Origin of the sequence: Massilia timonae CCUG 45783 (genome assembly GCF_000315425.1) — a bacterium.
GTDB lineage: Bacteria > Pseudomonadota > Gammaproteobacteria > Burkholderiales > Burkholderiaceae_D > Telluria > Telluria timonae.
In genome coordinates this window covers 73,849-87,341 of record NZ_JH992925.1, presented here as the reverse complement: position 1 = coordinate 87,341, position 13,493 = coordinate 73,849, and the positions used below count along the sequence as shown (strand labels likewise).

Here is a 13,493-nt window from a genome sequence, read left to right as displayed (position 1 = left end):
GCCGGACACGCCGGCCGATCGACAAAGGGGATGTGTATTGAAGGCAACGCAAGCAGTTCCAATGGAACATGGACGGCAGGTCGACCTGTCATCCTGTGCTGACGAGCCTATCCATATTCCCGGCTCGATCCAGCCGCACGGCGCGCTGCTGTTCTTCCAGGATGATGGTCAGCTCGAAGGCTGGAGCGGGAACGTTCCGGCCTTGCTCGGTGTCGTCCCCCAGCTGGGCTCGTCGTATGCCGCGCTGGCGCTGCCGCAGGCGGCGGTGGAAGCGATCGCCGACTGCATCGCCGCGCGCGACGACGAAGACGCCGCGCCGCTGGCCGCCGGCCTCACCATCGGCGACGCCGAATACGACTGCGTGGTGCATGCGCAGCATGGGCGCATCCTCGCCGAATTCGAGCTGCGCGAGACGTCGAGCGAGGAAGTGTCGCGCTTCGCCATCAAGGCGCACGGCCTGATCGACCGCCTGCGCCGCCAGAAGACCATCGACGCCCTGCTCGCATCCGCCGTCCAGCAGGTGCGCGAATTCACCGGTTTCGACCGCGTGATGGCCTACCGTTTCCGTGCCGACGACAGCGGCGACGTGGTGGCCGAGAGCCGGCGCGACGACCTGGTGCCGTATCTCGGCCAACGATACCCTGCCGGGGATATTCCTACCCAGGCGCGCCGCCTGTACACGCTCAACACCCTGCGCGTGATCGCCGACATGGACTACAACGCGGTGCCGCTGCACGGCGCGCCGGGCGCCGCGCCGCTCGACATGAGTTTCGCGGTGCTGCGTAGCGTGTCGCCGGTGCACGTCGAGTACCTCAAGAACATGCATGTGCGCGCGTCGATGAGCGTGTCGATCGTGATCAACGGCCGCCTGTGGGGCCTGATCGCCTGTCATCACATGTCGCCCAAGCTGGTGCCCTATGCGGTGCGCATGGCGGCCGACGTGCTGGCCCAGGTGATGGCCTCGACCATCCACAGCATCGAAGCGCGCGAGGACGCGACGCTGGCCGAGCAGTCGGCCCGGGTGCGCACGGCCCTGGTCGAATCGCTGCTGCTCGACGACGATCCGCTCGACGCCCTGGGCCGCCACGCCGGCGCGCTGATGGCGGCATCCGGATCGCAGGCGATGATCGCCACCCAGCACGGCAAGATCGCCGCCTACGGCGAGCTGCCGGAGGAGCTGGCGCGGGCCATCGTCGATTCGCTGCCCGAGAACGAGCACGACCTGGTGGTGCGCGAAATGGTGGCCGATTGGGCGCCGGCGCTGCGGGAGCGGCTCGGCAAATGGGCCGGCATGCTGGCCCTGCCCTTCGATCCGCTGGGCCAGGGTTGGTGCATCATGTTGCGCGTCGAACAGATCGACACCGTGGCCTGGGGCGGCCGCCCCGACAAGATCGTGGCGCTCGGCCCGCTGGGCGAGCGCCTGACGCCGCGCGGCTCGTTCGACGCCTGGCACGAGACCGTGCGCGGCTGCGCCCATCCATGGGAAACGAACGTGCTGGCCAATGCACGCCTGACCCTGGCCGAACTGGTGCGCGCGGTGAACGCGCACCGCTCGCAGACCGAGGCCACGCGCGCGCAGCTGCTGGCCATGCTCGGCCACGACCTGCGCGACCCGCTCCATTCGATCAATATGGCCGGCATGGTGCTCGAACGCACCGGCTCCGCCGGCAGCGGCAACCAGCCCACGCTGGCCAAGCGCATCCAGTCGTCGACCAACCGCATGCAGCGCATGATCAGCCAGGTGCTGGACATGAGCCGCATCGACCGCGGCATGGGCCTGGGCGTGACGCTCGAACCGGTCGACCTCAAGGCCTTGCTGGTCGACCTGATGGACGAGGCGCGCCTGGCCTATCCATCGATCCCGCTCGACCTGGTCTGCGACGACGCCGCGACGGTGAACGCCGACAGCAGCCGCCTGGCGCAGGTGCTGTCCAACCTGCTGAGCAATGCGCGCCACCATGGCGAGCCGGGCAAACCAGTGACCGTCTGCCTGAAAGCGCACGACGGCGAGGCCTCGGTCGCGGTGAGCAACGCGGGCGCGCCGATCCCGCCCGAGACGGTGGCGACGCTGTTCAATCCCTTCAAGCGCGCCTCGCTGAACAATCCGCGCAACCGCACCGGCATGGGCCTGGGGCTGTACATCGCGCAGCGGATCGTGCGCGAGCACAGCGGCGAGATCGCCTACCGCCACGAGGACAGACAGGTGGTGTTTACCCTGCGCCTGCCGCTGGCCGGCGCCTGATCAGCGCCGCACCTCCTTGACCAGCGTCGGCAAGGTCCAGCCGCCACCAGCGGCGATGCCGCGGCACATGCCGGTCGTGCTTGACGCCGTGTGCACGAAGCGCCGCCCGTCCCACACCCATTCGTCGTGGCCCCAGCAGTCGCCGATGCCGCGCCCCTTGTGCGCCGCGCCGATGACGCCCTTGTCGTAGTCGGTGCCCGATTGCGTCACCAGTTGCGGGGAGAATGGTGGCTTGCGATTGGCGACCCAGTAGCCGTGCCCTTCGTTGTAGGCGCCGCGCCAGCAGCGCGCCGAGACCAGCATTGTCGTCGATGTTAGCGGCGCGTAGGCGAACTTGCTCACGCCGGTGGCGATTGCCTCGAGGTCGCCACAGTCCTCATTGCCGCCGGTCTTGCGCAACGTCGCCAGCAGGATCCGTTCGTCTTCCTTGCCTGGCGGCGCCAGTTCGCCAGCCGGGACCGAAGCTACCGTGACGACCGGCGCCGGCAGCGGCGGCAATACATCGCGCTCCGGCCTGCCGCCCTTGCGCATGGCGGCGCCCGGCGTGCCCAGGCGGCCCTGGAATTCGTCCATCTTGAGCAGGACCGCCGACGCCCCTTTGCCCGACAAGCTCCAGGTGCGCCCGCCCGCGCGCCAGGCCACCTTGCCGCTGCCGGCCACCGCGCGCAACAGCGCCTCGGTCTGGGAGGCGCTCAGGCTGCCGATCGACTCGTCGCCTTTGAGCTCGACCGTGCCGAGCCCGCGGCCGTCGACCTGCATCGCCAGCGTCGCGGGCAGGTCGACGCCGTCATCGGCCTCGCCGAGCCGCAGCCGGCCGACGAAGGCCTCGCCCGGGCCGGCCCTGCGTTCGAGCAGGACGGACAGTGGAGGGTGGCGGCCGTCCTCCGCGTGGTAACCGGCGGCGCGGCAGGTGCGGGTATTGTCGCAGACGAGTTCCCAGTCGTGGTGCTGGAAGGACAGTTGCGGCAGGCCGGCCGCATGCAGCGGCATGGCGCAGTTGGCGGCGGCCAGGGCCGCCATCGGGATCAAGGCGAGGCGCATGCGCGAAGCGTCTTTCTGTCGTCGTTGGCAGGGGCGCAGATTTACCTTACGTAACTCTGCGGGCGCATGGTAGTCTAACAACACTTCCCGCTTCCTGCTGCTGCATGACCCTCATCAAGTTCATCGAAATCATGGCGATCCTGGTCGGCGCGTTTTCCGGCTTCATCGAGGCGCGACGCAAGCGCATGGACCTGGTCGGGGTGTTCACGGTCGCCTTCATCACGGCTTTCGGCGGCGGCACACTGCGCGACATCCTGCTCGACAAGCGTCCCCTGTTCTGGGTCACCCACCAGGAGTATGCGATCGCGATCTTCGTGCTGGCGCTGGTGGCCTCGCCGCTGATCCGCACGCTGCGCCAGATCGTGTCGGAACGCCTGATCGTGGTGGCCGACGCGGTGGGACTGGGACTCTTCTCGATCGCCGGGACCTCGGCGGCGCTGGCGGCCGAGATGCCGATCTTCATCGCCTCGATGATGGGCGTGATCACCGGGATCTTCGGCGGCGTGCTGCGCGACATCGTCTGCAACGAAGTGCCGATGGTGTTCCGCGACGGCAAACCGTATGCGATCTGCGCCTTCCTCGGCAACTGGCTGTTCCTGTTGATGGGTAAATACGGCGTGTCGCACGACTTCGCGCTGTGGTCGAGCTGCCTGTTCATCAGTGGGCTCAGGCTGCTGACGTGGAAGTTCGATATGCGGATGGGACGTTGACGACACTGCCGCCCGGGTAGTTACGTGAGTTAATTCAGCTCAATCACTACCAATACCACAGTGCTATATTCGCGCTCTGCCAATGAGGAGGAGCGCGCGCCCCGTTCCGCACGGAAGAAACTCGTGCGACGAGCAAACAAGGGCTCGACACCGATCATGAGTCGCTCTTTCACCCTACGGCACCTCCATCGGATCTTGCTCGTCTTCATCAATCTGCTGTCCACGATTCCGGCTGTGGCAAGCGACATTCGCGAACCAGGAAGAGACACCAGCATCATCGGAGAGTGGGAAATAAAATCCGTGCTGGATTATGCGACTATCTCCGTCGGCGAAGATCAGGCAAGGTCCTTGATCGGCAAGGACCTGATTATCAGTAGGGAAAAGATCGAACTCGGCAGTCGGGTTTGCTCCGAATCGAGCTTCCTTGCCGAGAGCGTGGAAACGAATATCGAGCTCCGGGAAAATGCGCGTACAAACAACGATAGACTGCGCTTGCCCAATCCCGTTACCGTCGTGGAGCTGAGTTGCGCCTACGCCTACATCAGGAACAAGAACAGGATCGTCCTGGCCTGGAACGGTGTCTTCTTCGACGCCATTCGTAAAAAGTGGCCGGGACCAACTACCCTCCCCCGCCAACCCTCGACCGGCACCAGATAGACAAGCGACACCCTGCACCGCTTGTCCGTCCGCGGCCGACCAGCCAGCTTACACCGCGTCCGCGCCCGTCTCGCCGGTACGAATACGAATCACCTGCTCCACGTTCTGCACGAAAATTTTGCCGTCGCCGATCTTGCCGGTGCGCGCGGCCTTGATGATGGCGTCGACCACCTGCTCTGCCATCGGATCGTCCACCACCACCTCGATCTTCACCTTCGGCAGGAAGTCGACCACGTATTCGGCGCCGCGATACAGCTCGGTATGGCCCTTCTGGCGGCCGAAACCCTTCACTTCGGTGACGGTCAGGCCGGTCACGTTCACCTCGGCCAGCGCTTCGCGCACTTCGTCGAGCTTGAACGGCTTGATCACGCAGGTAATCTGTTTCATGGTGTTGGTCCTTTCAAATACCAGGGTTAATCGGGGATGTTCGCCAGGTCGTCCAGCCACACGGTGGCCTCGGAATCGGACGGCGCGCGCCAGTCGCCGCGCGGCGACAGCGAGCCGCCGTTGCCGACCTTCGGTCCGTTCGGCACGCAGGAACGCTTGAACTGGCTGGTCTTGAAGAAGCGGAACAGGAAGATCCCCAGGTTCCGCTTGATGGCGCCCAGGTCATACTGGTTGCGCGTGCCCAGTTCCTCGGGCCAGCGCCCAAGCTCCCTGTCCTGCCAGGCCGAATACGCGAGGAAGGCCGTCTTGCTCGGCTTGTAGCCGTAGCGCAGTGTGTAGAACAGGTTGAAGTCCTGCAGCTCGTAGGGGCCGATCCGGTCCTGCGTGCTTTGCGCAGGCTTGTCGTCATTTTCTCCTCCGGGCACCAGCTCGGGGCTGATCTCGGTGTCGAGGATGTCGAGCAGCACCTGCGCGCGGTCGCCGACCACACTGCCGGTGTCGGCCACCCAGCGCACCAGGTAAGAGATCAGGGTCTTGGGCACGCTGGCGTTGACGTTGTAGTGCGACATATGGTCGCCCACGCCATAGGTGCACCAGCCCAGCGCCAGCTCGGACAGGTCGCCGGTGCCGATCACGATCCCATTGTGGAAGTTCGCCAGGCGGAACAGGTGGTTGGTGCGCTCGCCCGCCTGCACGTTCTCGAACGTGATGTCGTACTCCGCCTTGCCCTCCACATAAGGGTGGCCGAGGTCCTTCAGCATCTGGATGCAGCTCGGGCGGATGTCGATCTCTTGCGCGCTGCAGCCGACCGCCGCCATCAGGTCGCGCGCCTGCTTGAGCGTGCGGCCGCTGGTCGCGAAGCCCGGCATCGTATAGGCCAGGATGTTGGTGCGCGGCAGGCCGAGGCGGTCCATGGCGTTGGCGCACACCAGCAGCGCATGGGTCGAGTCCAGCCCGCCCGAGACGCCGATCACCACCTTCTGGATGCCGCTCGACGACAGGCGCTGGATCAGGGCCTGCACCTGGATGTTGTAGACCTCCGTGCAGCGCTCGTCGCGCCGCGCGCGGTCGGCCGGCACGTAGGGGAAGCGCTCGATCGTGCGCGCCAACGGCAGGGTGCGCGCCAACGGAAGGTCGAGCTCGAAGCCAATGACGCGGAAGTTCGCGACCTCGGCGGCATGGCGCCGCACCGACTGGGCGAAGGTGGTCGCCTTCATGCGCTCGGTCGACAGGCGGTCCAGGTCCACGTCGGCGTAGATGATGTGCGAATCGTCGGCGAAGCGCTCGGACTCGGCCAGCAGCTCGCCCTTTTCGTAGATCAGCGACTGGCCGTCCCAGGCCATGTCGGTGGTCGATTCGCCGCGCCCGGCCGAGGTGTACAGATACGCCGCCATGCAGCGCGCCGACTGCTGGCCGACCAGCTGGTGACGGTAGCCGCTCTTGCCCACCACGACGTTCGAGGCCGACAGGTTGACCAGCACCGTGGCGCCGGCCATCGCCGCGAACGAAGATGGCGGCACCGGCACCCAGACGTCCTCGCAGATCTCGACGTGGAAGCGCAGCAGCGGCAGGTTGGCGACCTCGAACAGCAGGTTGGCGCCGAAGGGAATGCGCTCGCCGAACAGGTCGATCTGGTCCACCGCCGCGCAATCCGCGGGCGTGAACTGCCGGGATTCGTAAAACTCGCCATAATTAGGCAAGAAACTCTTTGGCACCACGCCTTGCACCTTGCCATTGGCGACCACCACGCCGCAGTTGAACAGCATGTGGTTGACCCGCAGCGGCATGCCGATGACCATGGCCAGCGGCAGCGTCCTTGACTCCTCGACGATGGCCGCCAGGCCCTCGAGGCAGGCGTCGAGCAGCGCCCGCTGGTGGAACAGGTCGTCGCAGGTGTACGCCGACAGGCCGAGCTCGGGGAAGGCGACCAGCGCCGCCCCCTGGCCGGCAGCCTGGCGCGCAAGCAGGATGGTCTGCTCGACGTTATACGCCGGGTCGGCGATCCGCACGCGCGGGATGGCCACCGCGACGCGGGCGAAATGGTGCGAATAGAGATTGAAGAATGGGCTGTTCATAAAATGATCTTCGCAGTGAGACAGGTCGAGGCCGCATCGATGCCTGTCGTCACTCACCTCGTCAATGGAAGCAATTTTGAATTATCGCACGCATATCGTTTCCGATCTGTCCGAAGTAGGCCAGGCCTCCTGGGACGCACTGGTCCGGGCCCAGCCGGCGCCGACGCCGTTTCTCTCCTACGCCTTCCTGCATGCGCTGCACGCCTCCGGCAGCGCCTCGCCCGAGACCGGCTGGCAGCCGCAATTCCTGCTGCTGTTCGACGAGCAGGATGCGCTGGCCGCCGCCCTGCCCCTGTACGTCAAGGGCCACTCGTATGGCGAATACGTGTTCGACTGGGCCTGGGCCGACGCATACCAGCGCCATGGGCTCGACTATTACCCCAAGCTCCTGAGCGCGATCCCGTTCACGCCGGTGGCGGGCGCACGCCTGATGGCGCGCGATGCCGAAGCGCGCGCGGCCCTGGTCGACGTGTTGTGCGCCACCCAGCGGGCGACCGAGGTCTCGTCGACCCATGTGCTGTTCCCGCCCGAGGACGAGGCGCGGCAACTGGCCGACGCCGGCTTCCTGCTGCGCAGCGGCGTGCAGTTCCATTGGCTCAACGGGGGCTACCGCAGCTTCGACGAATTTCTCGCCACGCTCGAGCAGAAAAAGCGCAAGAACATCCGCGCCGAGCGGCGCAAGGTGGCCGAAGCCGGCGTGACGCTGCGCCGGGTGCGCGGCGTCGACGCCACGCGCGAGGATTGGATGCTGTTCAACCGCTGTTACCGCAACACCTACCGCGAACACCACTCAACGCCCTACCTCAACCTGGATTTCTTCCTGCGCATCGGGGAAACGATGCCCGACAATATCCTGCTCGTGATCGCGCAGAAGGAAGGCCGCGCGATCGCGGCCTCGCTGGTGATCCACGACGCGGACACGCTGTATGGACGCTACTGGGGCGCGCTCGAGCATGTGGCTTGCCTGCACTTCGAGACGGCCTACTATCAACCGCTGGAATTCTGCATCGAGCAGGGCATCGCCACCTTCGAGGGCGGCGCCCAGGGCGAGCACAAGATGGCGCGCGGCTTCCTGCCCACCCGCACCTGGTCGGCGCACTGGCTGGCGCATCCGTCGTTCGCGGATGCGGTCGAGCGCTTCCTGGAGCGCGAGGCGGACGGGATCGACGACTACATGGATGAGCTGAACGAGCGCAATCCGTTCCGGGCGCGCTGACGGGCGAGCGCGCTGGCCGCGTGCGGCGAAGGTCCAATGGCGGCGCGCGCCCTGCGCGCCTATTCTGCGGAAATGCCTCGCCAGCGGACGAAGCGCGAAAGGAGCCCACATGAACCCCGACTTCAACGGTGTGATCGAACTCGACGTGCGCGACTCCACGCCGGACTGGGAACCGTTCCTGGCCCGGCGCGCGCCGCAGGGCGCGCCTAACGTGCTGGTCATCCTGTACGACGACACCGGTCTGGCGGCATGGGAGCCCTTCGGCGGGCGCATCGAGATGCCGACGCTCAAGCGCCTTGCCGACGCCGGATTGACCTACTCGCAATGGCATACGACGGCGCTGTGTTCTCCGACGCGCTCGTGCTTCCTGACCGGCCGCAACCACCACCAGAACGGCTTCGCCACGATTTCCGAGGCCGCCAGCGGCTTCCCCGGCTATAACTCGCACGTGCCGCCGGAGTGCGCCACCATGGCCACGGTGCTGCGTGAGGCCGGCTGGAGCACCTTCTGGGTCGGCAAGAACCACAACGTGCCGGTCGACGAATGGACCATGGGCGCGTCGAAGAAGCGCTGGCCGCTGGCGATGGGCTATGACCGCTACTACGGCTTCATCGGCGGCGAAACCAACCAGTGGTATCCCGACCTGGCCGAGGACAACCACTACGTCGAGCCGCCCTACTCGCCGGAGGAAGGCTACCACCTGTCGAAGGACCTGGCCGACAAGGCGCTCGAATTCATCCGCGACTCGCGCCAGACCGAGCCGGACAAGCCCTGGTACCTGTGGTTCTGCCCGGGCGCCAACCACGCGCCGCACCACGCGCCCAGGGAATACATCGACAAGTACAAGGGCCGGTTCGACGACGGCTACGAAGCCTATCGCGAGTGGGCCCTCGCGCGCATGATCGACAAGGGCATCCTGCCGCAGGGCACCGCACTCACGCCGCTCAACCCGATGCGTGAAGACACGTTCAGCCAGCTCGACGCGGTGCGTCCGTGGGACACGCTGTGCGCCGACGAACAAGCGCTGTTCAGCCGCATGGCCGAAGTGTACGCCGCCATGTCCGAGTACACCGACGTGCAGATCGGCCGCATCGTCGACTACCTCGAGGAATCGGGACAGCTCGACAATACCCTGGTCATGTATTGCGCGGACAACGGGGCTTCCGGCGAGGGGTCGCCGAACGGCTCGATCAACGAAGGCAAGTTCGCCAACGGCTTCCCCGACGATATCGGCCAGAACCTGGCGATGCTGGACCAGCTGGGCACCCCGGCGACCTACAACCATTATCCGACCGGCTGGGCGGCGGCATTCTCGACCCCGTTCCGGATGTTCAAGCGCTACTCCTACCAGGGCGGCGTCGCCGATCCGCTCGTCATCTGCTGGCCCAAGGGCATCCGCGCGCGCGGCGAGGTGCGCCACCAGTACCATCACTGCACCGACATCGTGCCGACCATCCTCGAATGCTGCGGCGTGACGATGCCTGACACGGTCGACGGCGTGCCGCAGACGCCGCTGCCGGGCGTCTCGATGCGCTACTCATTCGATGACGTCGATGCTCCGACACACAAGGAAACCCAGTATTACGAGATGCTGGGCACCCGCGGCATCTGGCACCAGGGCTGGAAGGCGGTCACCGAACACGGCCCGTTCACCGACATCGGCAAGTTTGACCAGGATCGCTGGCAGCTTTTCCACACGGACGAAGACCGCTCCGAAGCGCACGACCTGGCCGACCAGCACCCGGAAAAAGTCGGGGAGATGGCCGCGCTCTGGATGAGCGAGGCGAAGAAATACCATGTGCTGCCGCTGTCCGACCTGGGCGTCATGGGCATCCTCAAGATGGAATTCAAGCCGCCCGTGCCGCCCAGCCGGCAGTATGCCTATTACCCGGGCACCAGCACCGTGCCGGAACACTCCGCCGCCAATACCCACGGCGTCTCGTTCAAGGTGCTGGCGGATGTCGAGTTCACCGCCGACAGCCAGGGCATCCTGTTCGCCCACGGTTCACGCTTCGGCGGGCATGCGCTGTACGTCAAGAACGGTAAGCTCATCTATGTCTACAACTTCCTCGGCATCCCTCCCGAGCAGCGCCTGGTCGGCGACGCGCCCCGCTCCGGCAAGCACGTGGTCGGCGTCGAGTTCATCAAGGAGAGGATGGGCGAATACAAGGAATCGTATGGCCCGGCGCGCCTGTACGTCGACGAACGGATCGTGGCCGAAGCGCCGATCCGCACGATGACGGGCCACTTCGCCATCACCGGCGAGGGCCTGTGCATCGGCTACGATTCGGGCGACGGCGTGTCGAACGATTACCGGCCCAAGTTCGCATTCTCGGGCGGCAAGATCAACAAGGTCGTGTTCGACGTCGGCGCCGACCTGTACGTCGACGTCGAGACGCACCTGGTCGCCGCCATGGCGCGCGACTGAGCCCGTTCGCCGGACCGGGAAGCCCGGCTTAGCGCTGCTTGTTGGTGACGTTGATGAAGTCCGACTTGCGGATCATCCCGTGCACGCCCTTGGTGCCGTCGACGACCTGGCTCACCTGGAAGTCCGAGGCGGCGCTCAGGTAGGCGAAGGCGGTGGCGCGGTCCATGCCCAGCACCTCGGTCAGGAAGCGGATCGATTCGCGCACCGCGTCCTTCATCGCTTCGTCGAGGTCGGGATTCAGGCCGATGGTCACCCAGTGCTCCGGCGTCTCGCCCATCGGACGGGTCAGGCTGCCGGAGCTCGACGGAATGTCGGCGTCGCCCTTCTTGAGCAGGGTGATGCGGAAGGTCGGACGCAGCGAATGCTCGAGCGCGGTCAGCGCGACTTCGCCGTCGCCCTGCACCATGTGCGGGTCGCCCGTATAGAAGTTGGCGCCCTTGACCAGCACCGGGAAGTAGACGGTGGTGCCGACGCCCAGGTCGTTGATGTCCATATTGCCGCCGTGCAGACCCGGCGGAACCGAATGCACCTTGTCGGTGGTCGCCGCGGCCACGCCCATCGTGCCCATGAACGGCGCGGTCGGGAACGTCACCTCGGTGCCGTCCTTGGTCTTCATCACGCCCTCCCATTTGCCGTCCTTGTCGCGGCGGATCGGGGTGAACACCGACACGTTGTGGTAGGCGGACGGGTTGGCCGCCGAGGCGTTCGCCAGCGGCTTCGGCGTCTCGGGGAACTCGCCCGGCAGCGCGCCCTTGCCGTGGCGGTTCGACACGACGCCATACGGCACGCGCGGCACCGCCGACAGCAGTTCCACCTTCAGCACGTCGCCCGGTTCGGCGCCCTGGATCTCGACCGGTCCGGTCACGATGTGCGGGCCGTCCTTGTAGAAATCATGGGCCATGTTCGAGCCGGTGATGGCGACCGCGTCCTTGAGCACCATATTCGCCGGAATGCCCTTGCTGCCGAAATACTTGACCGGATCGCGGCCCTGGTCTTCCACCAGGCCCTCGTGCGACAGCGTATCGAACACGATCGTGGCGCCCGATGGAATCGACAGCACCGGCTTGGTCGCCGCATTCGGCAGATAGCCCCACTGGATCGTTTCCACGGTCGACGGCACGTAATAGACCTCATGCTGCGTGCCGGGCAAGACGATGCGGCCGGGCTTGTCGGCCAGCGGTTGCAAGGGGAAGCCCGCATCGGCCGCTTGTGCAGATGCGGCAAGCGGGGCCATGCCTGCGATGGCGAGTGCGGTCAGAAGGAAGGTGGTGCGAAACTTCATGGTGGCTCCAATGTAGAACTGTTTAGCAAGAACCTGCTAAACAGCAACATTCATGCCAAACCATTTCAGAGCTTTCTTGCGGAAAACGCACTATGGCAGTGCACCACCTGTGTCATCAAACGGCGAAAGTATCCCAATACGATGCACATTCGTCTATACAAATACGTCCGGGTTGCGATAAACGATACCGATGAAAAAAAAGCTGGTCCGCGATACGGATCCAGCTTTTCATTTCATGCCACCGACGACCTGGCGGCAGTCGTGTCTAATTCCAGCCTCCCGCATTGCTGCGGAAATTCTCCTGGAACGGCTTGCCGGCCTCAGCCTGCTTGCGAATGATGCTCCTGGCGCGGCTGCCGGCGGCAGCGACGAGGGCATGGACGATCTTCTTCACGTGCGACTCCTTGATTGCACCGCCAACAACGGCGGCGCCTACGATAACGATTGCTATGCAAGGGTTATATAGGCGACCCGGACGAACTTCCAATTCCGAGTAGCAATATCAGACATCAGCTTCGTGAATGTTAATCGAGCTGCCTCTGTAGCCAGCTATGGATCCCATCGAGGGAACGGAATTCGGCCACCGAGCGGCAGGCGATGTGCGGGTGGCGCGCTTGCAACATGCGCGCCAGCGCGGCGCCCGGCCCCAGTTCGAGCGCGACTGTCACTCCCGCCTCCTGGCAGGCATCCATGCAATCCTTCCAGCGGATCGGCTCGGCGATCTGGCGCGGCAGCTCGCGCTTGGCCTTCTGCGCATCGGTGACCGGCTCGGCCGAGATGCCGGACAGGACCGGGAAGGCCGGCGCCGCCCAGCGCTGGCTTTCCAGCAGCGCCGCGAACGGCGCGACGGCGTCCTGCAACAGCGGCGTGTGCGAAGCCACGGCCACCGGCAGCACGGTGGCGCGCCCGCCGGCCGCCAGCGCCGCTGCCGCCAGCGCCTCGCCCTGGGCGGCGGGGCCGCCGGCCACCAGCGCATCGTCACCGGTCACGATCGCGGGATAAAAGCCGAAACGGGCCAGCAGATCCTCGACGCTCCCATCCGGCATGCCGGACAGCGCAACCATCGCCTGCGCCGCCCCGCCTTCCAGGCAGGCGTCCATCACGCGCGCGCGTTCGATCGCCAGCTTCACCGCCTCAATCGGATCGAGCGCGCCGGCGACGCCATAGGCCGACAATTCGCCGATGCTGTAGCCGGCCACCAGCGCCGGTTCCGGCAGCCGGGCGCGCAAGGCGGTCCACATCGCCAGGCTCGCCGCGACGATGGACGGCTGCGCGACGCGGTTGGTAAACCGTTCTTCGCTCTCCACCGAAGCGCGCAGCAGCGGCGCCAGCCGCGGGTCGCCGAACCATGCGTCCAGCAGGCGGCTGGCGCCAGGGTCCAGGCGCGCCAGCTCGAACATGCCGGCATGCTGGGCGCCCTGCCCCGGGCACAGGATGGCGAGCCGTCCCGCCATG

The 13,493-nt window shown here is 65.9% G+C and carries 11 protein-coding genes; 5 read left to right on the top strand and 6 right to left on the bottom strand.

Going from position 1 to position 13,493, the window contains the following annotated elements:
• Positions 1–61 precede the first annotated feature (61 nt).
• Positions 62–2,242: an ATP-binding protein gene (locus HMPREF9710_RS20565; protein WP_005669572.1), complete on the top strand. Its 2,181-nt coding sequence runs from the start codon at positions 62–64 to the stop codon at positions 2,240–2,242.
• Here the strand turns inward: HMPREF9710_RS20565 and HMPREF9710_RS20560 are convergent, their stop codons facing one another.
• Positions 2,243–3,283, bottom strand: a complete 1,041-nt coding sequence (locus HMPREF9710_RS20560; RefSeq protein ID WP_005669570.1) for a DUF1176 domain-containing protein — start codon at positions 3,281–3,283, stop codon at positions 2,243–2,245.
• Positions 3,284–3,387: 104 nt separating this feature from the next.
• On the opposite strand from HMPREF9710_RS20560, the gene HMPREF9710_RS20555 reads away from it, so the two are divergent.
• Positions 3,388–3,993 (top strand): trimeric intracellular cation channel family protein, encoded by a 606-nt coding sequence (locus tag HMPREF9710_RS20555; protein WP_005669569.1) that lies wholly within the window; start codon positions 3,388–3,390, stop codon positions 3,991–3,993.
• Positions 3,994–4,188: 195 nt separating this feature from the next.
• Complete coding sequence (locus tag HMPREF9710_RS20550; protein WP_143054610.1) at positions 4,189–4,650, top strand: hypothetical protein; 462 nt, start codon at positions 4,189–4,191, stop codon at positions 4,648–4,650.
• A 48-nt stretch (positions 4,651–4,698) separates the two neighbouring features.
• On the opposite strand, the gene HMPREF9710_RS20545 is transcribed toward HMPREF9710_RS20550, so the two are convergent.
• Positions 4,699–5,037: a P-II family nitrogen regulator gene (locus tag HMPREF9710_RS20545; RefSeq protein WP_005669566.1), complete on the bottom strand. Its 339-nt coding sequence runs from the start codon at positions 5,035–5,037 to the stop codon at positions 4,699–4,701.
• A gap of 26 nt (positions 5,038–5,063) precedes the next feature.
• Positions 5,064–7,112, bottom strand: a complete 2,049-nt coding sequence (locus HMPREF9710_RS20540) for an NAD(+) synthase (RefSeq protein ID WP_005669565.1) — start codon at positions 7,110–7,112, stop codon at positions 5,064–5,066.
• A 64-nt stretch (positions 7,113–7,176) separates the two neighbouring features.
• Between HMPREF9710_RS20540 and HMPREF9710_RS20535 the strand changes: the two genes are divergently transcribed.
• Together HMPREF9710_RS20535 and HMPREF9710_RS20530 are read left to right on the top strand one after the other, a co-directional pair.
• Positions 7,177–8,328 carry a GNAT family N-acetyltransferase gene (locus HMPREF9710_RS20535; RefSeq protein ID WP_005669563.1) on the top strand — a complete coding sequence of 384 codons (1,152 nt, stop codon included), beginning with the start codon at positions 7,177–7,179 and terminating at the stop codon, positions 8,326–8,328.
• Positions 8,329–8,437: 109 nt separating this feature from the next.
• Positions 8,438–10,756, top strand: a complete 2,319-nt coding sequence (locus HMPREF9710_RS20530) for an arylsulfatase (protein ID WP_005669562.1) — start codon at positions 8,438–8,440, stop codon at positions 10,754–10,756.
• A 28-nt stretch (positions 10,757–10,784) separates the two neighbouring features.
• Here HMPREF9710_RS20530 and HMPREF9710_RS20525 read toward each other — a convergent pair whose 3' ends face one another.
• The 3 genes from HMPREF9710_RS20525 to HMPREF9710_RS20520 form a co-directional block, all read right to left on the bottom strand.
• Positions 10,785–12,038, bottom strand: a complete 1,254-nt coding sequence (locus HMPREF9710_RS20525; RefSeq protein WP_005669561.1) for an acetamidase/formamidase family protein — start codon at positions 12,036–12,038, stop codon at positions 10,785–10,787.
• Between the two features lie 265 nt (positions 12,039–12,303).
• On the bottom strand, positions 12,304–12,432 hold the full coding sequence (locus tag HMPREF9710_RS28780; protein WP_267871922.1) for a hypothetical protein: 129 nt from the start codon (positions 12,430–12,432) through the stop codon (positions 12,304–12,306).
• A 130-nt stretch (positions 12,433–12,562) separates the two neighbouring features.
• Positions 12,563–13,492, bottom strand: a complete 930-nt coding sequence (locus tag HMPREF9710_RS20520; protein WP_005669559.1) for an ACP S-malonyltransferase — start codon at positions 13,490–13,492, stop codon at positions 12,563–12,565.
• Position 13,493: the final 1 nt, after the last annotated feature.

Bases quoted from the DNA above. Each gene is read 5' to 3' on its own strand.
- HMPREF9710_RS20565 (WP_005669572.1), top strand. From the start codon at position 62: ATGGAACATGGACGGCAGGTCGACCTGTCATCCTGTGCTGACGAGCCT.
- HMPREF9710_RS20560 (WP_005669570.1), bottom strand. From the start codon at position 3,283: ATGCGCCTCGCCTTGATCCCGATGGCGGCCCTGGCCGCCGCCAACTGC.
- HMPREF9710_RS20555 (WP_005669569.1), top strand. From the start codon at position 3,388: ATGACCCTCATCAAGTTCATCGAAATCATGGCGATCCTGGTCGGCGCG.
- HMPREF9710_RS20545 (WP_005669566.1), bottom strand. From the start codon at position 5,037: ATGAAACAGATTACCTGCGTGATCAAGCCGTTCAAGCTCGACGAAGTG.
- HMPREF9710_RS20540 (WP_005669565.1), bottom strand. From the start codon at position 7,112: ATGAACAGCCCATTCTTCAATCTCTATTCGCACCATTTCGCCCGCGTC.
- HMPREF9710_RS20535 (WP_005669563.1), top strand. From the start codon at position 7,177: ATGGAAGCAATTTTGAATTATCGCACGCATATCGTTTCCGATCTGTCC.
- HMPREF9710_RS20530 (WP_005669562.1), top strand. From the start codon at position 8,438: ATGAACCCCGACTTCAACGGTGTGATCGAACTCGACGTGCGCGACTCC.
- HMPREF9710_RS20525 (WP_005669561.1), bottom strand. From the start codon at position 12,038: ATGAAGTTTCGCACCACCTTCCTTCTGACCGCACTCGCCATCGCAGGC.
- HMPREF9710_RS20520 (WP_005669559.1), bottom strand. From the start codon at position 13,492: ATGGCGGGACGGCTCGCCATCCTGTGCCCGGGGCAGGGCGCCCAGCAT.